Source organism: Pseudomonas fluorescens (assembly GCF_012974785.1).
In the GTDB taxonomy this organism is placed as follows: Bacteria; Pseudomonadota; Gammaproteobacteria; order Pseudomonadales; family Pseudomonadaceae; genus Aquipseudomonas; species Aquipseudomonas fluorescens_BT.
Map to the genome: position 1 here is coordinate 5,321,606 of NZ_CP027561.1, position 21,743 is coordinate 5,343,348.

General features: G+C 59.8%; 23 protein-coding genes. 8 read left to right on the plus strand and 15 right to left on the minus strand.

The window, feature by feature from the left end:
• Positions 1–154: 154 nt before the first annotated feature.
• The 6 genes from msrQ to C6Y56_RS24225 form a co-directional block, all read right to left on the minus strand.
• Complete coding sequence (gene msrQ, locus C6Y56_RS24200; protein ID WP_169431931.1) at positions 155–778, minus strand: protein-methionine-sulfoxide reductase heme-binding subunit MsrQ; 624 nt, start codon at positions 776–778, stop codon at positions 155–157.
• Positions 778–1,791, minus strand: coding sequence for a protein-methionine-sulfoxide reductase catalytic subunit MsrP (msrP, locus tag C6Y56_RS24205; protein WP_169431932.1), 1,014 nt, complete (start codon positions 1,789–1,791; stop codon positions 778–780). The genes msrQ and msrP overlap by 1 nt, the downstream gene beginning before the upstream one ends.
• A gap of 63 nt (positions 1,792–1,854) precedes the next feature.
• A complete protein-coding gene (pssA, locus tag C6Y56_RS24210; protein ID WP_065261609.1) occupies positions 1,855–2,712 on the minus strand; it encodes a CDP-diacylglycerol--serine O-phosphatidyltransferase in 858 nt (285 codons plus the stop codon).
• 150 nt (positions 2,713–2,862) lie between these two features.
• Positions 2,863–3,879, minus strand: coding sequence for a ketol-acid reductoisomerase (ilvC, locus tag C6Y56_RS24215; RefSeq protein ID WP_007959661.1), 1,017 nt, complete (start codon positions 3,877–3,879; stop codon positions 2,863–2,865).
• A 48-nt stretch (positions 3,880–3,927) separates the two neighbouring features.
• The gene (gene ilvN, locus C6Y56_RS24220) at positions 3,928–4,419 is read right to left on the minus strand and encodes an acetolactate synthase small subunit (protein WP_003205610.1); all 492 of its coding nucleotides are present in this window, start codon (positions 4,417–4,419) and stop codon (positions 3,928–3,930) included.
• A 2-nt stretch (positions 4,420–4,421) separates the two neighbouring features.
• Complete coding sequence (locus tag C6Y56_RS24225) at positions 4,422–6,146, minus strand: acetolactate synthase 3 large subunit (protein ID WP_169431933.1); 1,725 nt, start codon at positions 6,144–6,146, stop codon at positions 4,422–4,424.
• A gap of 400 nt (positions 6,147–6,546) precedes the next feature.
• On the opposite strand from C6Y56_RS24225, the gene C6Y56_RS24230 reads away from it, so the two are divergent.
• Complete coding sequence (locus C6Y56_RS24230) at positions 6,547–6,963, plus strand: DUF4124 domain-containing protein (protein WP_169431934.1); 417 nt, start codon at positions 6,547–6,549, stop codon at positions 6,961–6,963.
• 18 nt (positions 6,964–6,981) lie between these two features.
• Here C6Y56_RS24230 and C6Y56_RS24235 read toward each other — a convergent pair whose 3' ends face one another.
• From C6Y56_RS24235 to mrcB, 3 genes are read right to left on the minus strand one after another with little or no spacing between them, the layout of a single operon-like run.
• The gene (locus C6Y56_RS24235) at positions 6,982–7,317 is read right to left on the minus strand and encodes a YqcC family protein (RefSeq protein ID WP_085712134.1); all 336 of its coding nucleotides are present in this window, start codon (positions 7,315–7,317) and stop codon (positions 6,982–6,984) included.
• Entirely contained in the window at positions 7,317–8,072 is a 756-nt protein-coding gene (locus C6Y56_RS24240; protein ID WP_169431935.1) for a tetratricopeptide repeat protein, read from the minus strand. The genes C6Y56_RS24235 and C6Y56_RS24240 overlap by 1 nt, the downstream gene beginning before the upstream one ends.
• A 16-nt stretch (positions 8,073–8,088) precedes the next feature.
• On the minus strand, positions 8,089–10,413 hold the full coding sequence (gene mrcB, locus C6Y56_RS24245; RefSeq protein ID WP_169431936.1) for a penicillin-binding protein 1B: 2,325 nt from the start codon (positions 10,411–10,413) through the stop codon (positions 8,089–8,091).
• A gap of 117 nt (positions 10,414–10,530) precedes the next feature.
• Here mrcB and C6Y56_RS24250 point away from each other — a divergent pair, with 117 nt between their 5' ends.
• The 4 genes from C6Y56_RS24250 to C6Y56_RS24265 all read left to right on the plus strand — a co-directional run bounded on the left by C6Y56_RS24250 (position 10,531) and on the right by C6Y56_RS24265 (position 13,843).
• The gene (locus C6Y56_RS24250) at positions 10,531–12,087 is read left to right on the plus strand and encodes an AAA family ATPase (RefSeq protein WP_169431937.1); all 1,557 of its coding nucleotides are present in this window, start codon (positions 10,531–10,533) and stop codon (positions 12,085–12,087) included.
• Between the two features lie 91 nt (positions 12,088–12,178).
• Positions 12,179–12,523 (plus strand): pentapeptide repeat-containing protein, encoded by a 345-nt coding sequence (locus tag C6Y56_RS24255; RefSeq protein ID WP_108563258.1) that lies wholly within the window; start codon positions 12,179–12,181, stop codon positions 12,521–12,523.
• 219 nt (positions 12,524–12,742) lie between these two features.
• On the plus strand, positions 12,743–13,015 hold the full coding sequence (locus C6Y56_RS24260; protein WP_003228231.1) for a TfoX/Sxy family protein: 273 nt from the start codon (positions 12,743–12,745) through the stop codon (positions 13,013–13,015).
• A gap of 15 nt (positions 13,016–13,030) precedes the next feature.
• The gene (locus C6Y56_RS24265; protein ID WP_169431938.1) at positions 13,031–13,843 is read left to right on the plus strand and encodes a Crp/Fnr family transcriptional regulator; all 813 of its coding nucleotides are present in this window, start codon (positions 13,031–13,033) and stop codon (positions 13,841–13,843) included.
• A gap of 203 nt (positions 13,844–14,046) precedes the next feature.
• Here the strand turns inward: C6Y56_RS24265 and C6Y56_RS24270 are convergent, their stop codons facing one another.
• Genes C6Y56_RS24270 through C6Y56_RS24285 form a run of 4 tightly spaced genes read right to left on the minus strand, consistent with a single transcriptional unit; the run spans position 14,047 to position 17,593 of the window.
• Positions 14,047–14,898 (minus strand): ChaN family lipoprotein, encoded by an 852-nt coding sequence (locus tag C6Y56_RS24270; protein WP_169431939.1) that lies wholly within the window; start codon positions 14,896–14,898, stop codon positions 14,047–14,049.
• A gap of 21 nt (positions 14,899–14,919) precedes the next feature.
• Complete coding sequence (locus tag C6Y56_RS24275; RefSeq protein ID WP_169431940.1) at positions 14,920–15,687, minus strand: heme ABC transporter ATP-binding protein; 768 nt, start codon at positions 15,685–15,687, stop codon at positions 14,920–14,922.
• Positions 15,687–16,670, minus strand: coding sequence for a FecCD family ABC transporter permease (locus C6Y56_RS24280; RefSeq protein WP_169432707.1), 984 nt, complete (start codon positions 16,668–16,670; stop codon positions 15,687–15,689). The genes C6Y56_RS24275 and C6Y56_RS24280 overlap by 1 nt, the downstream gene beginning before the upstream one ends.
• Positions 16,671–16,720: 50 nt before the next feature.
• The gene (locus tag C6Y56_RS24285) at positions 16,721–17,593 is read right to left on the minus strand and encodes a heme/hemin ABC transporter substrate-binding protein (RefSeq protein WP_169431941.1); all 873 of its coding nucleotides are present in this window, start codon (positions 17,591–17,593) and stop codon (positions 16,721–16,723) included.
• 161 nt (positions 17,594–17,754) lie between these two features.
• On the opposite strand from C6Y56_RS24285, the gene C6Y56_RS24290 reads away from it, so the two are divergent.
• Positions 17,755–18,072, plus strand: coding sequence for a Rieske (2Fe-2S) protein (locus C6Y56_RS24290; RefSeq protein WP_085689800.1), 318 nt, complete (start codon positions 17,755–17,757; stop codon positions 18,070–18,072).
• On the opposite strand, the gene sfsA is transcribed toward C6Y56_RS24290, so the two are convergent.
• Complete coding sequence (sfsA, locus tag C6Y56_RS24295) at positions 18,069–18,782, minus strand: DNA/RNA nuclease SfsA (RefSeq protein WP_169431942.1); 714 nt, start codon at positions 18,780–18,782, stop codon at positions 18,069–18,071. The two genes, C6Y56_RS24290 and sfsA, sit on opposite strands and share 4 nt — an antisense overlap.
• A complete protein-coding gene (locus tag C6Y56_RS24300; RefSeq protein ID WP_169431943.1) occupies positions 18,782–19,954 on the minus strand; it encodes a pyridoxal phosphate-dependent aminotransferase in 1,173 nt (390 codons plus the stop codon). The genes sfsA and C6Y56_RS24300 overlap by 1 nt, the downstream gene beginning before the upstream one ends.
• Positions 19,955–20,288: 334 nt before the next feature.
• On the opposite strand from C6Y56_RS24300, the gene dksA reads away from it, so the two are divergent.
• Both dksA and gluQRS read left to right on the plus strand, forming a co-directional pair.
• Positions 20,289–20,732, plus strand: coding sequence for an RNA polymerase-binding protein DksA (dksA, locus tag C6Y56_RS24305; protein WP_169431944.1), 444 nt, complete (start codon positions 20,289–20,291; stop codon positions 20,730–20,732).
• A gap of 83 nt (positions 20,733–20,815) precedes the next feature.
• Positions 20,816–21,712, plus strand: coding sequence for a tRNA glutamyl-Q(34) synthetase GluQRS (gene gluQRS / locus C6Y56_RS24310; RefSeq protein ID WP_169431945.1), 897 nt, complete (start codon positions 20,816–20,818; stop codon positions 21,710–21,712).
• The last annotated feature ends 31 nt before the right edge of the window (positions 21,713–21,743 follow it).

Consider the following 21,743-nt stretch of genomic DNA (forward strand, 5'->3'; position numbering starts at 1 on the left):
AGAAGAACCGGCATTTCCAACTCCTTCCAGGCCTCGATGATCTGAAGTAAACCGCTATCGAAAACCGTGCAACTCATTGAATCTCAAGGAGTTTTCGTTTCGACTGCGCCGGAAGTGGGGCGAATTATAGACCTCCAGAATCTGCCGTCAACACTTAATTTCGTTTTTCTTGCAGAACCTGTCGTTTACCCAGCAAACGCGGGATTCGACGGCCTACCGGCGGGAGGCGCAACATGAGAAGCAGTCCACCTATAAAGGCATAGACCGCCCACTCCTTAAGATCAGCACGCACAATCCACAGCATATGCAGCAACCCAAGCCCCAGAATCAAATAAGCCAATCGATGCAACTTCTTCCAGCGAACACCCAAACGACGCTGGCTATAACGATTGGACGTCACCGCCAATGCCAGCAATCCCAGAAACCCGAGCGTACCCACGATAATGTAAGGGCGCTTGCGCAACTCCACACCCAATTGCGACCAGTCGAATCCAAGGATGAACGCCATATAGCTGCATAAATGCAAAACCACATACGCGAAACACCACAACCCCAGCTGTCGGCGCACAGCAATCCACCCCGCCCACCCGGTGAGCTTCTGCAAAGGCGTCATGCTCAACGTGATCAGCAACAATACCAAGGTCCCAAGCCCAAGCCGATCGACCAGAACCTTTCCCGGATCCGGCCCGAGCAGATCCTCAAAGGCCTGATAGAACCACCACAACGGCCAGATGGCCGTTGCAATAAAAACGCCCACACGCCAGAACGGATATCGCATCAGTAATTCTTCCGCAGATCGAGCCCTGTATATAAAGAAGCGACTTCATCCGAGTAGCCGTTGAACATTTGTGTATCACGCACATTCGGCTTGAACAGGCTATTAGGAAGACGTCGCTCCCGAGCCTGAGTCCAGCGAGGATGATCCACCGTCGGGTTCACATTCGCATAGAACCCGTACTCATTTGCCGCAATGCTTTGCCAGGTCGTCTTGGGCTGCTCACTCACCAGACTGATCCGTACGATGGATTTGACACTTTTGAAGCCATACTTCCACGGCACTACCAGACGCAAGGGCGCGCCGTTCTGATTCGGCAGTTCACGGCCATACATGCCCACAGCCAGGATCGCCAACGGATTCATCGCCTCATCCAGGCGCAAACCTTCTACATAGGGCCAGTCGATCAGAGCAAATCCTGAACGCTGTCCGGGCATACTCTTGGGATCCTGCAAGGTTTCAAAACGAATGTATTTGGCATTGGACGTTGGCTCCACCTGCTTGAGCAGCGCCGATATGGGAAAGCCGATCCAGGGGATGACCATCGACCAGGCCTCGACACAGCGCAGGCGATAGATACGCTCCTCCAACTGATAAGGCTTCATGAAGTCCTCCAGCGCATAGCGCCCCGGCTTCCCCACCTCCCCGTCCACCACCACACTCCAGGGTTCGGTTTTCAGCAATCCGGCATTAGCTGCCGGATCACCCTTGTCGGTACCGAACTCATAGAAGTTGTTGTAATGGGTGGCGTCCTTGAAGGGCGTGATGGCCTCATCCTTGACGTTCACGGCGCCCCATTTAATAGAAGGCAGCTTTTCGGAAAACCAGACAGGCATCTTTCCGGGCTCGACATCGGCATAACGGACGGCCTCTTCGGCACTGGCCCAACGCGGCAGGCTGCCCACAGCCAGGCCGGCCGCTGTAGCACCGAGCAATTGCCGCCGAGAGAGATAAATGGATTCAGGCGTGACGTCCGACTCATGGCAGTCGGACGCTTTGGGGATTTTGATCAGCATGACAACTCCGCAGTTTTGGAGGACAGATGCACCCATAGACTGCGGAGTATGAGGGAAATTACATCACTCGACGTTTTTGTGGCGACGAAGATGCAACAGGTACTGCACAGGCCCCGAAGCCGCATAGGCAAGGAACACCAGCAGCAGAATGCGCGGCGGATCGCTGAACACCACGGCGAACACCAGCACCACCGCCAGGATCGCAACGAATGGCACGCGTCCCTTCAGGTCCAGCTCCTTGAAGCTGTTGTACTTGATGTTGCTGACCATCAGCATGCCGGCAGCCGCGACCATCAACGCAACCAGGAACGACATCTTCGATCCCTGTATTCCGTAGTCGCTGAATGCCCAGACAATCCCCGCCACCACACCGGCAGCAGCCGGGCTGGCCAGTCCGATGAAGTAGCGTTTGTCAGCAGTGCCGACCTGAGTGTTGAAACGTGCCAGACGCAGCGCCGCACCCGCCACATAGATAAAGGCTACCATCCAGCCGACCTTGCCCATGTCACCCAGCGCCCAGCCGAATGCCAGCAATGCCGGCGCGACACCAAAGGCAACCATATCCGACAGCGAGTCGTACTCGGCACCGAATGCACTTTGTGTATTGGTCATGCGCGCCACACGGCCGTCGAGACCGTCGAGCACCATGGCGACAAAAATCGCGATGGCTGCGAACGCGAAGTACTTGCTCGCATTCGCCGCGTCCCCGGCGCTCAAGGCCGCCTGGGCACTCATCGAGTTGATAATGGAATAAAACCCTGCGAACAGGTTCGCAGTGGTGAACAGATTCGGCAGAAGATAGATACCACGATGCCGGACTTTACGACCTTCTGCGTCATGCCCTTCTTCGACATGTTCATCGATGGGCAGCAGGCTTTCGGCGTCTGAAGCCTGGTTCGGCTCTTCGGGGCGTTCGCTCATGGACATTACCTTGCAACGGATTGGACATTTTCGACAGGTGTCTGGGACGACGGTTCGGCCACAAACGATGCAGCTTTATACCAGAACCGTCCGCCCATACGAAAAAACGCGGCCGAAGCCGCGTTTTTTTTTCACACAAGGGTCGACGACTTAGTTTTTGGCTTTGTCGACGATCTTGTTGGCACCGATCCACGGCATCATGGAGCGCAGTTGCTCGCCGATGATTTCGATACCGTGAGCGGCGTTGTTACGACGCTTGGCGGTCATCGAAGGGTAGCCGGTTGCGCCTTCGCTGATGAACATTTTGGCGTATTCGCCGTCCTGAATACGTTTCAGGGCGTTGCGCATGGCCTGACGGGACTCGGCGTTGATCACTTCCGGACCGGTCACGTACTCGCCGTACTCAGCGTTGTTGGAGATCGAGTAGTTCATGTTGGCGATACCGCCTTCGTACATGAGGTCAACGATCAGTTTCAGTTCGTGCAGGCACTCGAAGTAAGCCATTTCCGGCGCGTAGCCAGCTTCTACCAGGGTTTCGAAACCGGCTTTAACCAGTTCAACGGTACCGCCGCACAGAACGGCTTGTTCGCCGAACAGGTCGGTTTCGGTCTCGTCCTTGAAAGTGGTTTCGATGATGCCGGTGCGGCCACCGCCAACGCCTGCAGCGTAGGACAGTGCAACGTTCTTGGCGTTGCCCGAGGCGTCCTGGTAGATCGCGATCAGGTCAGGGATGCCGCCGCCTTTCACGAACTCGGAACGTACGGTGTGGCCCGGAGCTTTCGGCGCGATCATGATCACGTCGAGGTCGGCACGCGGAACAACCTGGTTGTAGTGGATCGCGAAGCCGTGGGAGAAGGCCAGGGTGGCGCCTTTCTTGATGTTCGGCTCGATTTCGTTCTTGTACAGCTGGGACTGGAACTCGTCCGGGGTCAGGATCATGACCAGGTCGGCGCCGGCAACAGCGGCAGCCACGTCGGTCACTTTCAGGCCGTGGGCTTCTGCCTTGGCAACGGTGGCCGAACCTTTACGCAGACCGACCGTAACGTCGACACCGGAGTCTTTCAGGTTGCATGCTTGAGCGTGGCCCTGGGAGCCGTAACCGATGATGGCAACTTTCTTGCCCTGGATGATCGACAGGTCGCAGTCTTTATCGTAGAAAACTTTCATGAATTTCCCCTTTATATCCAGGCCGTTCAGGCCATTCGCTAATTTGGTTTAGATGCTGAGTACTTTGTCGCCGCGGGCAATACCGGTGACGCCACTACGGACGGTTTCCAGAATCGATGCGGTGCCGATGGACTGAATGAAGCTGTCGAGCTTGTCGCTGGTACCGGTCAGTTGAACGGTATACACGCTGGCGCTGACGTCGACGATCTGTCCACGGTAGATATCGGTGGTGCGTTTGATCTCGGCGCGCTGGGCGCCAGTGGCCTTGACCTTGACCAGCATCAGTTCACGCTCGATATGAGCGCTTTCCGACAGGTCCACCAGCTTGACCACTTCGATCAGCTTGTTCAGGTTCTTGGTGATCTGCTCGATGATTTCATCGTGGCCGACAGTGGTCAGCGTCAGACGCGACAGGGTCGGGTCTTCGGTGGGCGCCACGGTCAGGCTTTCAATGTTGTAGTTGCGCTGCGAAAACAGGCCGACTACACGAGACAAAGCACCAGGTTCGTTTTCCAGAAGCAAGGAAATAATGTGCCGCATGATTAGGTACGCTCCGTCTTGCTCAGCCACATATCGCGCATCGAGCCGTCTTTGATCTGCATCGGGTAGACGTGCTCGCTGGTATCGACCGAAATATCGATCACGACCAGGCGATCCTTCAGGGCGAACGCTTCTTCCATCTTCGACTTCAAATCTTTCGATTCGGTGATGCGCACGCCGACGTGGCCATAGGCCTCGGCCAGCTTGACGAAATCAGGCAGCGATTCCATGTACGAATGCGAGTGACGGCTGCCGTAGCTCATGTCCTGCCACTGACGCACCATGCCCAGGACACCGTTGTTCAGGATGACGATCTTCACCGGCAAACCATATTGCAGGCAGGTCGACAACTCCTGGATGTTCATCTGGATACTGCCTTCACCGGTGACGCACGCAACATCGGTGTCAGGGAAGCTCAGCGCGATACCCATCGCGGCCGGCAGACCAAAGCCCATCGTGCCCAGACCACCGGAGTTGATCCAGCGGTTCGGCTTGTTGAACTTGTAGTACTGCGCAGCAAACATCTGGTGCTGGCCCACGTCGGAGGTCACAAAGGCGTCGCCCTTGGTCACTTCGCACAGGGTTTCGATCACGGTCTGTGGCTTGATCTTGCTGCCGTCGCCCTTGTCGTAAGGGAACAGGCCGCGATCACCGCGCCACTCATCAACCTGCTTCCACCAGCTGGTGATCGCTTCCTTGTTCGGGGTTTCGCCGATTTCCTTGAGGATCGCGACCATTTCGGTCAGGACGCTCTCCACCGGGCCAACGATTGGCACGTCAGCCTTGATGGTCTTGGAAATCGAAGCCGGGTCGATGTCGATGTGAATGATCTTGGCGTTCGGGCAGAACTTCGGCGCGCCGTTGATCACGCGATCGTCGAAACGCGCACCGACAGCCAGGATCACGTCGGCATGGTGCATCGCCAGGTTGGCGGTGTAGCTGCCGTGCATGCCGAGCATGCCGATGAACTGACGGTCAGTGCCAGGGTAGCCACCCAGGCCCATCAAGGTATTGGTCACTGGCAAGTTGAGCATTTGCGCCAGCTCGGTCAGCGGCGCGGAGCCGTTGCCGAGAATCACGCCACCGCCGGAGTACAGCACAGGACGCTTGGCCGCCAGGAGCATTTCTGCCGCCTTGCGGATTTGCCCGGAGTGACCGCGAACGGCCGGGCTGTAGGAACGCAGTTTGGCTTTCTTCGGGAAGATGTATTCGAACTTCTCGGCCGGGTTGGTCATGTCTTTCGGGATATCGACCACGACCGGACCCGGACGACCGGATTGCGCCAGGTAGAAGGCTTTCTTCATGACTTCCGGGATTTCGGACGCGTGCTTGATCATGAAGCTGTGCTTCACGATCGGCCGGGAGATACCGATCATGTCGGTTTCCTGGAACGCGTCGGTGCCGACCATGGTGCTTGGCACCTGACCGGAAATGATCACCATCGGAATCGAGTCCATGTAGGCCGTGGCAATACCGGTGATGGCGTTTGTGGCGCCTGGACCGGAAGTCACCAATACCACGCCGGCCTTACCGGTGGCACGGGCGTAGCCGTCAGCCATATGGGTAGCCGCTTGTTCGTGACGAACCAGGATGTGGGTCACTTCCGGTTCTTTGAACAGGGCATCGTAAACATGAAGGAGAGCACCACCCGGGTACCCGTAGATATATTTGACGCCTTCGTCACGCAAGAAGCGGACGAGCATCTCACCGCCAGATAAAAGCTCCACGTTGTTCACCTCTAAAACGCCAGAATACCGTCCACAGAAAAGCGAACGGGTCTTAATAGGTTTACTTCTCGGCAGAGCATGAGCGACGGTGGTCGCCGACTACGTCAGCACTGACTGAGCAAGTATTGGGATCGTCCCAAGTGTTGCGGGCCTTTCCCACCCAGCGCGAGGTAACGCGTTGCGGGTGTAACAGGTCGACGCGGATATGCGCCTCATGATCTGCCGAGAGGGTCTGCTTCTGGCAGTCCCTGTACAGCGGACTTTGGATTCTTCTGTTTCGCCCTCTCCAAGTCAAGCCGTCTTTAGGCCTAATTGTGGGTAAGCACATGAGAACGCAAGAAAAAACCTGAAAAGCGCTACTCTGTTAGCGTCAATTGCGCAATTTTGCCAAGGAATCAGCATGCGAACGCTCCTCGTCACTCTGCTGATCGGCCTCAGCCCCTGGTGCATGGCCGGTCAGATCTACAAGTGGGTCGATGCCCAAGGTGTCACGCACTTCGATGCGCAACCACCACAAGGTCAGTCTGCAACGACAGTACAAACGCCGCCCTCGTCTTCCCCGCGTCCGGCAGCCATGCCAGGCAGCGGCCCGCTGGGGGATCAGAAAGCCATCGATGACAAGGTCAAAAAACAGGTCGCCGAGCAACAGGACCAGCTCAAGGTCTTTTGCGAACAGGCGCGTACGAACCTGGCGCAGTTGCAGAACAATCCGCGCCTGAGGGAGGAAACCGAGGGAGAGTTGCGTCGACTGAGCGATACGCAACGTCAGGAGCGAATCGCAGAGACGCAGAAAAAGATTGCCGAAAACTGCCAGTGATCACTGGCAGCCGGCTGCTCAGCGTGAAGCAGTGATCAGCAGATCGAACTCTTTGAGCAAGACCTGCAACTGCCGATCCTTGCCCTGCAGATTACGCTGGGCGAAGACCATTTCGGCCATTTCCTGAATGCCCGAGGCATTGGGCAATGGCAGGTTCTGCTCGAGGATGATCTTCATCCGGGGCAGGAAGATCCATTGCAGCCACTGCTCGAAATCGAGCGTGTCGACCGAGAATGGCTCGACGCTGCTCAAGGCTTCGACCGAAGGCTGGACGTCATCCCACCAGCCCTGGGCGCGCAATTCACGCTCGATCAACAACAGTTGATCGGCGACTTTCGAGAAACGCGCGTCCATCACAGCGAAACCCTGGCCTTCTGACGGGCCAGAGCGGCGCCGGCGGAATCACCCTGTTTTTCGCGAGCTTGAGCAATAAGCTCCCACAGGCTGGCCTGCAAGTCCGGACGGCCGTTGGCCATGGTCAGCGCGCGGCGGGCGGTCTGCTCGGCTTGCGGAGCGTCGCCTTGGGCCATACGCACTTGCGCCAGGCGGTAGAGCACTTGCGGCTCACGCGGCGCAACGCGTTGAGCGCGCTCGAGGCTGGAGGATGCGCCATTCAAGTCGCCGCCGGCCTGCTGTTGCTGCGCAGTGGTCAGCAAAGCGAGTACCGGGCCGTCCAGTTGCTCATCGGCAGACAGACCGCCGCTGCTGCCGGCTGAAGGAACACCACTCGGCGTCGAAGGCATGCTGTAGCTGCCGGAGCTGATCGGGGCAGACTCGACCGGCGAAGGATTGTATGGCCCCGGCGTGATACCTCCGGAGGCAGGGCCCGGAACGATCGGCGACGTGCTGATCGGCGCCGATGTCGTGGCGCCGCCGCCCGGCACCATCACCACCACGCCGGTATCGCCTTGCGGAATGGCCTGGGATTGCGCCTGACCTTGTACCGGGCGCTTGACCGTCGTCTTGCGGAAACCGCCATTGGCCGACAGACGCTCACTGTTGGAGACGGTCGTCCCCGCATCCACCACCGGGATCGAACCACGCTGTACGGTGGAGCAGCCGCTGAGCAAAGCCACGGCGGTCACCGCTGGAATCAACCACTTGTTCACTTGAAACCCTCTTCGCTTAATTCATCCAGCCCTTGACCCAATCCATCACCGACTCGCCCGACGCAGGGCTTTCGCCCGCACAGGAAGCGCCGGGTGGCGGTTCGCTGCCGCGAATATACGGCATCTGCACGGCGCCCGGACAGTTGGCATCAGAGCCCTGACCGGTACGCGAATCGACCCACGCCTGTACCACGTTGTCCGGCTGTGGCATGTCCAGCGGCAGCGGATCGGCCTTGCGCATGAAGCTGGTCCAGACCTGCAGGGCACCGGTAGCACCGGTGAACGGCGTCTTGCCGTTATCGTCACGTCCGAGCCAGACCACGGCCAGCAGATCCTGACTGAAACCGGCAAACCAGCTGTCGCGCGAATCGTTACTGGTACCGGTCTTGCCGGCCAGCGTCAGCGTCTTGGGCAACACGTTGTAGACCGAGCTGCCGGTACCTTCGCGCATCACACGCTGCATGGCGTTCTGAATCAGGTAGATCGACGCCGGATCGAAACGCTGTTCGATCTGGAACGGATAACGCTTGAGCGGCTCGCCCTCGGCGGTCAGCACACTGCGGATTCCGCGCATCGGCGTATTGAAGCCACCGTTGGCGAGGGTCTGGTACATGGTCGCCACTTCGATCGGCGTCATGCCCCCGGCACCCAGCAGCATCGACGGGAACGCCGGGAACTCGCGGGTCACACCCAGGCGCCCGATGGTCTTGAGGACATTCGGAACACCCACCGCCAGCCCTAGACGCGAAGTCGACAGGTTGTAGGAATGCGCCAGCCCTTGATAGAGGAACACCGTACCGTGTGAGCGACGATCATAGTTCTGCGGTTTCCAGACCTGGCCATCAGCACCCTTGATGGAAAGCGGGTCGTCCGACAGCCAACTGGTGAGCGTGTACTGACTCGGCTTTTCCAACGCCGTCAGATAAACCGCAGGTTTGACCAGAGAGCCAATCGGGCGCACTGCATCCAGGGCTCGGTTGAACCCGGCGTAACTGGCCTGGCGGCTGCCGATCATCGCCTGGACTTCGCCGGTTTCCGGGTTGGTCACGACCATCGCCGCTTCCACGTCATCGGGCCCCTTGCGGCCGGAAAGACGTTTGAACGTGTCATTGACCGAGGCTTCAGCCTTCATCTGCAGGATCGGGTCGAAACTGGTGAAGATCCGCAGGCCTTCTTCGGTCAAGTCCTCGTCACGGTAGTCTTCACGCAACTGGCGTTTGACCAGATCGATGAAGCCCGGGAACGAGCTGTCGGCCAGCTTGCCGCGCGAGGTCACGCCCAGCGGCATTTTCTTTGCTGCCTCCACCTGTTCGGCAGACGCAACACCCTGCTGCTCAAGCACGTCGAGCACCAGGTTACGCCGCTCCAGCGCCCGCTCCGGGTTGCGCCGCGGGTTGTAATAGGACGGGCCCTTGACCATGCCGACCAACAGCGCGACCTGATGCAGTTTCAGCTCGGACAATGGCTGGCCGAAGAAGAACTGACTGGCCAGACCGAAACCGTGCACTGCACGCTGTCCGTCCTGACCGACGAAGACTTCATTGAGGTACGCCTCAAGAATTTCCTTCTTGTCGTAATGCAGCTCAAGCAGCATCGCCATCATCGCTTCGGTGAGCTTGCGGGTCAGGCTGCGTTCGTTGGTGAGGTAGAAGTTCTTGACCAGTTGCTGAGTCAGCGTACTGCCGCCCTGGGTCATCTTGCCGCCGGATGTGTTGACCCAGATCGCCCGGGCAATCGACTTCGGCGAGACGCCCCAGTGACTGTAGTAATCCCGGTCTTCCACGGCGACCAGGGTTTCCAGCAGGTACGGCGGCACCTGATCGAGCTTGATCAGAATCCGGTCTTCAAGGTTTTTCGGGTAGATCCCGCCGATCAGCAGCGGCTCCAGACGCACCACCGACAGCTTCGATCCGTTCGTCGCCGACAGTTCGGCCACGTAATCACCGGAGAAACGCACGCGCACCGGTTGCGGTTTCTCGAGGCCTTCGTAGAACTGGAAGCCACGGGTATTCAAATCGACGGTGTTGCCGTTGACCGCCGCAGCGCCGGGGCCATTGCTCACGGCTTCGCGGCGATAGCCCAGGGCATCGAGTTCGGTGAGGAAATCGTCCTTGCTCAACTTCTGTCCGACGAACAGCTCGAGCGGGCGCGCGTACACCTTGGCCGGGATGGTCCAGCGCTTGCCGGAAAACTTCTCCTGCACCACGGCATCGAGGTAAACGGCGAAGCCGGCCAGCACCACAAGGCCGACCAGACTGAGTTTAAGGGCCCAGCCCAACCATGGGCGCAGGCCCCGGGAAGGTGGTTTTTTAGGGGTACGGGGGGATCGAGTACGAGTCATGGCGGCGGATTATACGCACTTTATTCATACTCAACAGGAGCGCTCCGAGGTTTGCGTCGGGCGGGCGAGCGGCCATAATGGCGACCTCGAATTTCCCCAGTCTCTGAAGGATCGCCCGTGAGCCAGTCCCTGATCGCTGCCCTGCAAAACCCGGCCCTATACCCGCACCCTGTCGAAGGGTTTCAGGTCATCGAAACCCATATTTCGTGGGTTCTGCTCACCGGTCCTTACGCTTATAAAGTGAAGAAACCGGTGAATTTCGGTTTTCTCGATTTCACCAGCCTCGAATCACGCGAGCATTTCTGTGGCGAGGAGCTGCGACTGAATCAGCGCCTGACCGACGATTTGTATCTGGAAGTGTTGCCAGTGACCGGCAGCGCCGAAGCACCACAACTGGGCGGCGAAGGCCCGGCCATCGAATACGTGCTGAAAATGCGCCAGTTCCCGCAAACCGGTCTTTTGAGCACCCTGCAAGCCAATGGCGAACTGACCACCACACACATCGACGAAATGGCCGAGCAGATCGCTCGTTTCCACCTCAATGCGCCAAAGGTTCCGGCCGAGCATGAAGCCGGTACCCCGGATGCTGTCATGGCGCCGGTCTCGCAGAACTTCGAACAGATCCTGCCGTTCCTCAGCGACAAGAACGATCTGCTGCAACTCGAAGCGCTGAAAGCCTGGGCCGAAAGCAGCTTCGAACGCCTCAAGCCACTGTTCGCCCAGCGCAAGGCCGAGGGCTTCACCCGCGAATGCCACGGTGACATCCACTTGGGCAACGCCACCGTCATCGACGGCAAAGTGGTGATCTTCGACTGCATCGAGTTCAACGAACCGTTCCGCTTCACTGACGTCTGGGCCGACACTGGCTTCCTGGCGATGGACCTGGAAGACCGTGGCCTGAAATCCCTGGCCCGTCGTTTCATCAGCCAATACCTGGAGCTGACTGGCGACTATCAGGGTCTGGAAGTGTTGAACTTCTACAAGGCGTACCGAGCGCTGGTTCGTGCGAAGGTTGCGCTGTTCAGCATGCCTGCCGACGCAACCCCGGTGCAGCGCGCAACGACCCTGCGCCAATATCGCAACTACGCCAACCTGGCGGAAAGCTACAGCACCATTCCTTCGCGCTTCATGGCGATCACCCACGGCGTATCCGCTGTGGGCAAAAGCCACGTTGCCATGCGTCTGGTCGAAGCGCTGGGCGCGATTCGCCTGCGTTCCGACGTTGAACGCAAGCGTCTGTTCGGCGAGCAAACCGTTGCCAACGATGTTCAGGCCGGGATCTACAGCGCCGATGCCAGCACCGCGACTTATGCTCGTCTGCATGAAATCGCCGAAGTCATCCTGCACGCCGGTTTCCCGGTGGTGATCGACGCCACGTACCTCAAGCGCGAACAACGCGACAACGCCGCCAAAGTTGCCGAAGCCACCGGCACGCCTTTCCTGATCCTCGATTGCAATGCTCCACAGGCAGTGATCGAGAGCTGGCTGGCGATTCGTCAGGCAGACAAGAAGGATCCGTCCGACGCGACCCTCGCCGTGATCGAAGCACAGCAGGCTAACCGCGAAGCCCTGACGCCGGATGAAATCCTGCGCAGCAAACGCGTGCAGACCAATGAATCCGGCACTCTGGACACCGTCGTGGCGCAGATCCGCCAGCGTCTGCCAGGTCTGTAAGAAACTATTTCGGCCGTGAAGCCCTCGCTCGCTTCACGGCCGTCAAATAGTGGCACTATACTGGCGTCATAAAACCAACAGGTGATACGACATGAGCCAGCCGAAACTTCTCGACACCCCGCTTTATGCCTTGCTGCACAAAGACGACATCGCAGGTTTCAACAATGAACGCCCGAAAGACGGCCCGATCGACATGGTCGGCGGTGATTTTCGCGGCCTCGACCTGCGTGAACTGAACGCCGATGGCGTGGATTTCCGGGACGCCTACTTCCGTTCCGCCGACCTGCGCGGCATCGACTTTCGCAACGCTTCGCTGGAAGGCGCGAGCCTGGCGCATGCGCAGATTTCCGGTGCCTACTTTCCGCCGGAGCTAAGTGCAGACGAAATCCTGATGTCGATGAATTTCGGTACGCGCCTGCGTTATCGTACCCGCTGATCTTTTGGAAACCTGAACCGTCCAGCGCCCCCGCTTTGCGCTGGATTGCGTGCCATTGGTAATTCTCCCTCGCCCTCCCCATCCTGATTCATCCGCGGAAACTGACCTTTCTTAGAAGCGTTTGCGTTGAATCCGACCAAACAACCACGCTTTTCCTACTGATGGCTACACTCCTGAGAAGATCGCCCACGCACCATTCGGCCGTCGCAAGGAGGCTTGATGAATGATGAACTGCAACACCTGAAGAATCTTGGCAAGACGTCGGCGCAATGGCTGCATGCCGTGGGCATCCACAGCGCCTCGGATCTGCGTCGCCTTGGCGCCGTGGATGCCTATCGGGCCGTGCGCACACGCGGGTTCCGGGCGTCGAAGGTGTTGTTGTATGCGATCGAAGGGGCTTTGATGGATGTGCACTGGAACGACATTCCAGCCGAACGCAAGGACGCTCTGAACAAACAGCTGGAAGCCATTTCCTCTCGCCACAAGAACTGACGGGCACTGACAGTCATGTACCTGCTCGGGGAACAATCGGCCCAGGCCGATGCATTGATCAACCACTTGCAGAGCTTGCCTGCGCAATGGCTTGAAGGCCTGGAGCCGTGCGGGCCGCCGCTGGAATTTGAAGCCACGGATGATCTGTTGGCACGTTTGCCGGACGACCAGCTGTTTTTGCTGACGCAAGGTGTCATCAACGGGCGACTCTGCGGTCGCGGCTTGTTTTACTGGCACGAGGGAGATTTGATCGGCCTGCAACAGGGTCCGGGATGGGCGGATTGCAGCTTGTACGCCGATAACCCGCTGACTTTACGGCCTTATCACCGAAGCGATTTGTTTCAACATGTGTATGGCGACTTTTCGCGCTCGGAACAGTTTCTGCGCTACCTGCTCGGGCAAATGGCACTGCTGGCGCATGCAGTCGCCGAGTTCAAGCCGCGCGAGTTTCGCAGCACCAATGGTTTCAAGCGGGTCGAAGCCGGAGACGTTCTGATCCGCGAGGGCGATGTCGCCGACCATGTATTCGTGATTATCGAAGGACACGCCGAAGCGTTTGTTAACGGACACAAGGTAGGCGACGTGCCCAAGGATGAAATATTCGGCGCAATGGCCGTGTTCACCGGCGAACCGCGCAACGCAACAGTCATTGCCCGGCAAGCGAGCACCGTGATGCTGATCCCCGGCGATCAGTTTCTGAGCATGACCCGCAGCAATCCGAAAATCGCCCACAGCCTGATCGAAAGCATGGCGCGGCGCATCGACGAGCTCAACAAGCAGCTGACGGGATCGAACAGTCAGGTAACGCCCGTATACACAGGCCGTTGACGCCCTTGCCGGGACAAAACGACAGAAATGAAAAAACAGTAGTTGACTCGTTAATGAGAATCGCTATGATTATCACAACTGGTCGCGAGATCAGTCGATATTCTGAAAAGCCCTTGGTTCGGACTCTCAGATTATCTCCTCATCAGGCTAATCACGGTTATTTGACCCGGTTTTTACCGGGTCTTTTTTTGCCTGTGGAAAAGTCATTTTTTGCCGAACTGTTTACGCATTTCGGCGCAATAATCCGGTTTCGGTGTGGCGGGGGTGAACCAGACATAATCAGCCATCGCCGCCGTGATCTGACTGCCCTGCTCCGCCAGCATCAGCACCGTCGGCGCTTCGGGCGCGCCCAGATCCAGCACATGCAGCGGCACACCGACATCCTTGCGCGCGTGATACGCACCCGCCAATAACAAGGCAGGCGCGGGCGCCGCCAACAATCGCGAGGCCATGCGTCGATCCCGCTGTTGCTGAACCGCCAGCATCGCCGGCATCTGTGATGACGGCAGCAAGCCGCAGTGAGAATCGCCGATCTGCTCCAACAACGTTTCTTTCACAGATTTGGCGTTGCTGCGCTCGCCGCTCAGGACAGGAGGATCGCGATAGAACGCGCGAATTTCGATGTTATCGAGATTGGCCGCCAGCAAAGGCCAGGATTGCGTCAGGGCGAACCGAACAATCGGCCCGTAGAGATTCCAGTCCCAACCGTCCTGCCAGGCCAATGCAGCAGGAAGATCCGCCGGCGGCGTTGAGGCATGTCGTACGTCATCAACCCGCGACTGTTGATCGGGTGTCAGCATTTCCAGCAGGAGGCTGCCCTGAGGGCGCGAGTCTTCGAGGTTCTGTAACAACCACAATTGAATGGCATGGTGATCGACGTTGTCATGCTGCTCGCCGATAACCACCCGCGATGGATTGCTCAGCTGAGTCAGTAATTGCTGCGCCGTCAGCCTCTCGCCAGTGCGCAGATCCCGGATCTCGCCAACGACCGGCGGCGCCGCAACATGCTGGCAGCCTGCGAGCCACACCACCGCCAACAGCAAAGTCCTGCGCATATCTTCACCTCGATGACGAAATCAGCGGGCGATGATCAGCGGATGCCCGCGCTCCGGGTGCGGTTGCACCAGCACTTCCAGACCGAAAACCGCCTTCAGCGATTCCGGACGCAATACCTGCTCAGGTGTATCCAGTGCGACCGGGCGCCCGCCTTCCAGCAGCAGGATGCGATCACAATAGCGCGCCGCCAGATTCAGATCATGCAGGATCACCAGCACCGCCGCGCCGCGATCGGCAAATTCGCGCACTGCCTGCAGCGTCGTGTGTTGATGCAATGGATCAAGCATTGAGGTCGGCTCATCGAGCAGTAACGTCTGCCCCGCCTGCCCCGGCCAGAGCTGCGCCAGCACCCGCGCCAGATGCACCCGCTGACGCTCACCGCCGGACAGTGCCAGATAACTGCGGCCACTCAGGTGTCCGGCATCGGCCGCCCGTAATGCGGCAGCGACGATCTCGTCATCGCGCACCCGCCCGCTCTGATAAGGCAGACGCCCCATGCCGACCACTTCTTCAACGCGAAAGGCAAAATCCAGGGTCGATACCTGCGGCAACACCGCCAGCCGCTGGGCGCGCTGAGTGCCACTCCAGTGGCTCAATACCTCACCGTCCAGCAACACTTCCCCTTCATGTGCGCTCAGCTCACCGCACAACGCGCCGAGCAAGGTGCTTTTGCCGGCGCCATTCGGCCCCAGCACGCCCAGCACTTCGCCCGGTTCGAGCTGCAGGCTGACGTCGGCCAGAACGGTCTTGCGGCCACGGCGGATGTGCAGATTGTGCGCGCACAGCATCAGGCACGCCCTCGCAGCAACAGATAAAGGAAGAACGGCGCACCGATGAACGCGGTGACGATGCCGATCGGCAGCTCCGCCGGTGCCAGCGCCAGACGCGCCACCAGATCCGCCAGCAACAACAGACTGGCACCGGCCAGCACCGATGCCGGCAGCAATACCCGGTGATCCGGCCCCGCGAGCAAGCGCACCAGATGCGGCACCACCAATCCGACAAAGCCAATCATGCCCGCCGCGGCCACCGCTGCGCCGACGCCCAGCGCCGTGCAAAACACCAGTTCACGCTTGAGCCGCTCGACATCGATCCCCAGATGCCCGGCTTCCGACTCGCCAAGCAGCAATGCATTGAGTGCCTTGGCCCGACGCGGAAGCCAGAGTGCAACACCGGCAGTGATGATCAGCAGCGGCCACAACCGCGCATAACTCGCGCCGTTAAGGCTGCCCAGGTTCCAGAACGTCAATGTGCGCAATGTTGCGTCGTCGGCCAGATAGGTAAACAACCCCACCGCCGAACTCGCCAGCGCCGTCAGAGCAATACCCGCCAGCAACATGGTCGCCACATGGGTCTGCCCGTTGCGGCGACCGAGGCGATAGACCAGCGCCGTCACGCCGAGCCCGCCAAGAAACGCGCAAACCGACAGCAGATAAGGCCCGAACCACTCGGGCAGACCGCCGAAAAACGAACCGCCGACGATCGCCACCGCAGCACCCAACGCCGCGCCGCTCGAGACGCCGACCAACCCCGGATCGGCCAGCGGATTGCGAAACAGCCCCTGCATCGCCACCCCGGACAGCGCCAGCACACCGCCAACTGCCAACCCGAGCAGCGTACGCGGCAAACGAATCTGCCCGAGAATCAGCTCAGCCTGCTCCAGCCCGTCCGGCGCCAGCGGCACACCGATCATGCGCAGGGTAGCGCGCAAGGTATCAAACAACGGCAGGCTGACCGGCCCCAACGCCAGCGACAGCCAGATCGCCAGCAAACACAGCAGGATCAGGCCGATGAACAAGCCACGGGGTTTGACCAGCGTGGTCATTGGCCGCTCGGTGCCGGATAGAAACCGTCAGACAGGGTCTTCAGCGCAGCCGGCAAACGCGGCCCGAGCCCGCCCACCAGCAGCGTCGGGTCCAGCTCCAGCACGCGTCCGGCCTTGGCCGCACGGCTGGAATTGAGGATCGGGTTTTCCTTGAACAACGCTGCTTTCGCCGCCTCGCCGGTCAGCGCACGGTCAGCGAACACCAGCACTTCAGGATCGAGACTGGCCAGGGACTCCACGGAAAACGGCTTGTAACCGGTGTGGGTCGCAAGGTTATGCCCGCCCGCCTGTTGCAGCAGCCAGTCGGCGGCGGTGTCCTTGCCGGCGATCAGTGGTTTGCCGCCGGCATGGCCGAGCAGCAACAGCACGCCCGGCGCCTTCTGTTTAGTCTGCGCTTGGGCCACACGCGCCTTTTGCGCATCGAGTTGCTGTTGATAACGTTGCAGCAATTGCACGGCCTGGCTTTCAGCGCCCAGTAACTGCCCCAGATGGGTGACGTTTTTTTCCAGCGTCGGCAGATCCGGCTGAGCCGAGAACAATTCCACCTGCACCTTGGCGTTGCGAACCTGCGAGATCACTGGCGGCGGGCCCATTTCTTCGGTACCGATCAGGATGTCCGGACGCAGGCTGAGGATGCCTTCGGCCGACAGGCTGCGCTGATAGCCGATGCTCGGCAGCGACTGAAGGGATTGCGGATGCTGGCTGGTGGTGTCGACGCCCACCAACCTGGACTCGCCACCCAATGCACTCACCCACTCCGACAAGGCGCCGCCGGCGCTGACCCAACGTTGCGGCAACTCGGCCGCTGCAGCCTGGTGGCTGACCAAAAGTCCGACACACAGCACAGCAACGCGGGTACTCAAGCGCATAGACAGCTTCCTTGAAAGGTTTTCCCGGGCATCGGGACGGCAGGCCAAGTATCCTCGGCAGCGGTCACCTCGCCACGGGCGAAGGCGGCCATTTGATAATTGTTTGCATTTGAACGTCAAGCTCGGACATATCCAGACACGAGCCGACACTGAGGATAGCCATGAAGTTTCTCTGCGCGGGTGCCGATCTGGTTGAAGGCGGCAGTCGCGGTTTCGATATCGACGGCAAAAAACTGTTTGCCGTGCGCCGCGCGGGGCAGGCTTACGTCTATCTCAATCGCTGCCCGCATCGGGGCGTCGGCCTGGAATGGCATCCCGACCAGTTTCTCGACCCGAGCAACAGCCTGATCCAGTGCGCCACCCACGGCGCACTGTTTCTGATCGAGGACGGAGAATGCGTCGCCGGCCCGTGCGCCGGGCAATCGCTGACGGCCATCCCTTGCCGTGAAGACGCGCAAGGGCTGTGGATCGATGTTTAACCGTTGAGCAGCACGTCCAGGCGCCGGTCGATCACCATCTCTTCATGGCTCAAACGCACGCCATACGCCAGTACTTCGACCCCACACGCCACCGCCTCGCGCAGCGCAGCGGCGTAGGTCGCGTCGATCTCCTCGGCCGGACGCACCGCTTCGACACCCGTGAGATTGACGCAGTACAACTGCACCGCGCGAATCCCGTCCCGGGCCAGATGCGCCAGCTCACGCAAATGCTTGGCGCCGCGCTCTGTCACCGCATCGGGAAATGCCGCGACCGCCGTGCCGTCGAAACCCAGCGTGACACTTTTCACTTCCACGTAGGCCGGGCCCGCCGGGTAATCGAGGCGAAAATCGATCCGGCTCTTTTCCTGTCCGTATGCCACTTCGCGCTTGAGCCCGGTAAACCCGTTCAATTCACTGATGACGCCGGTCTGCAAAGCTTCTTCGACCAGTGTGTTGGCGCGTCCGGTGTTCACGCAAAACAGCCGGCCCTGCGGAGTTTCGCCGACTTCCCAGGTACCGGGCAGCTTGCGTTTCGGATCATTGGAGCGGCTGAACCAGACCTGCCCGCCCTCGACCTGACAATTGAGCATCGAACCGGTGTTCGGGCAATGAATGGTCAGGAACTCGCCGCCAACGGTTTCGATATCGGCGAGAAAGCGTTTGTAACGGCGGATCAACCGTCCCTCTTCAAGAGGAGGATGAAAGCGCATCAGCCTTGCCAGCTCTTCAAGCCACGGGCGATGCGTTCCACCGCTTCCTGCAGGCGAGGGAGGTTTTGCGTGTAGGCAAAGCGCACATGATGGCCGGCCTGATAACGACCGAAATCCAGGCCCGGGGTGAATGCCACGTGCTCGGTTTCAAGGAAATGCCGGCAGAACGCGAAGGCATCGCCGCCGAACTGGCTGATATCGGCATACAAGTAGAAGGCGCCTTCCGGCTCTACGGCGATATTGAAGCCCAGCTCCCGCAGAGCGGGAAGCAGGAAATCGCGGCGACGACCGAATTCGGCGCGGCGCTCTTCGAGGATCGCGATGGTCTCTGGCTCGAAACAGGCCAGCGCCGCATGCTGGGCCATGCTCGGCGCGCTGATGTAGAGGTTCTGCGCGAGCTTTTCCAGCTCACTGACGGCCGCATCCGGCGCCACCAGCCAGCCGAGGCGCCAACCCGTCATGCCGAAATACTTGGAAAAACTGTTGAGGACAAACGCACTGTCGTCGACTTCCAGAACACTGGCGGCATCGGTGCCGTAAGTCAGGCCGTGGTAGATCTCGTCCACCACAAGATGCCCGTGGCGCGCCTTGATGGCTGTGGATAACCCCGCCAGTTCGTCGCGCGTCAGGATCGTTCCGGTCGGATTGGCGGGCGAAGCCACCAAGGCGCCGACACTGTCGTGATCCCAGTGGCGCTCCACCAGATCAGGCGTCAGTTGATACCTGACATCCGGGCCTACAGGAACCAGTTGCGCCGCGCCCTCGACCAGACGCAAAAATTGCCGGTTGCACGGATAGCCGGGGTCGGCCAGCAGCCAGTGCTTGCCCGGATCCACCAGCAATGCGCTGGCCAGCAGCAGGGCCCCGGAGCCGCCCGGAGTGATCAGAATGCGCCGCGGGTCGATATTCAGACCATAACGGGTCTGATAAAAACCGGAAATCGCCTCCCGCAGCTCGGGAATCCCGCGCGCTGCGGTGTAACGGGTCTTGCCCGCCGTCAGCGCAGCCTGGCCGGCGCGGATGATCGGCTCGGCCGTCGTGAAGTCCGGCTCACCGATTTCCAGGTGGATCACGTCGTGGCCGGCGGCCTGCAATTCATTGGCCCGCGCCAGCAACGCCATCACATGGAACGGTTCGATCGCACGACTGCGCGCACTGTAGGGCTGAGCCATTGGCCTTCCTTCAACGAGTGAAAAGAAACGATTCTACCCATCTGCCGGAACGAGCGAGAACCCGCAGTGGTCACAGCCTCAAGAACACTGGACTGTAACGACCCGAGCGTACGCTCCAGGATTGACTAAAATCAGTGATTGAGCAGGTCTGCAACATTGCCGGACATGGCTTGGCAAACATTTGCAAGCCCCAACGGCCACGCGCTCGACATCCGGGAGTAGCGCGGGCCGAATTGATCTGGTAAGTTCGCCCGCTTGCAGCCGCAGGGCCGGCAGGTGTCGGTGATGGAGCAATCCTGCGCAATGGATTACAAGAGTAGAGGCGGTCCATTTCATGCCCACCCAAGCAAAGCAACAGGCAAGTCAGACCCTCAGCGGTTTCGAACCCTACGTCCCGAAAGCGGGCGAAGAGTACATGGGCGCTCCAATGCGCGCGCACTTCACCAAGATCCTGTCCAAGTGGAAGCAGGAGTTGATGCAGGAAGTCGACCGCACTGTTGATCACATGAAAGACGAAGCGGCCAACTTTCCTGATCCGGCCGACCGTGCCAGCCAGGAAGAAGAGTTCGCCCTCGAGCTGCGCGCCCGCGACCGCGAGCGCAAACTGATCAAGAAAATCGACAAGACCCTGCAACTGATCGAAGACGAAGAGTACGGCTGGTGCGACTCTTGCGGCATCGAGATCGGCGTCAAGCGCCTCGAAGCCCGCCCGACTGCCGACATGTGCGTCGACTGCAAGAACCTGGCGGAAATCAAGGAAAAGCAGGTCGGCAAGTAATCCCGACCTGAACGAAAAACGGAGCGTGCGAACGCTCCGTTTTTGTTTCTGCCGTTTTTTACTCTTCAAGTAACATCGCCCTCATGACTGCCAACACTTCCCCCGCCTACATCGGCCGCTTCGCCCCCACGCCCAGTGGCCACCTGCACTTCGGTTCGCTGGTCGCCGCCCTCGCTTCCTATCTGGACGCCCGCTCGGTGAACGGCCGCTGGCTGGTGCGCATGGAGGATCTCGATCCGCCCCGTGAAGAGCCCGGCGCGCAAGCGGCGATTCTCAAGGCGCTGGAAAGCTATGGCTTCGAATGGGACGGCGAAATGGTCCGCCAAAGCGATCGGCACAAAGCCTACGCCCAGGTGCTCGACAGCCTGTTCAATCACGGCCTCGCCTACGCCTGCACCTGTTCGCGCAAACAGCTGGAGCCGTATCACGGCATTTATCCTGGGCTATGCCGCAACGCCGGCCATGACCAGGAAGATGCCGCGATCCGCCTGCGCGTACCGGAGCTGGAATATCACTTCATCGACCGGGTGCAGGGCGAATACCGCCAACATCTGGGCCGCGACGTGGGTGATTTCGTGATCCGTCGCCGCGACGGTCTCTACGCCTACCAACTGGCGGTGGTGCTGGACGATGCCTGGCAGGGCATCACCGACATCGTGCGCGGTGCCGATCTGCTCGACTCGACGCCGCGCCAGCTGTACCTGCAAGAACTGCTGGGCCTGCGTCAGCCGCGTTATCTGCACTTGCCCCTGATCACCCAGCCGGACGGCAACAAGCTCGGCAAGTCCTATCGCTCGCCACCGCTGGAAGCCGGTCAGGCCACGCCATTGTTGCTGAGAGCCTTGCGTGCGCTGGGGCAAGAGCCGGGGCCCGAACTGGCCCACGCCTCGCCACAGGAACTGCTGAAATGGGGCAGCACCCACTGGGATGCGACAAAGATCCCGCGCACACTGACCCTGCCCGAAGCGCGACTGCTGTGACGACACTTGCAGTGGCGCGCCCATCCGTTAC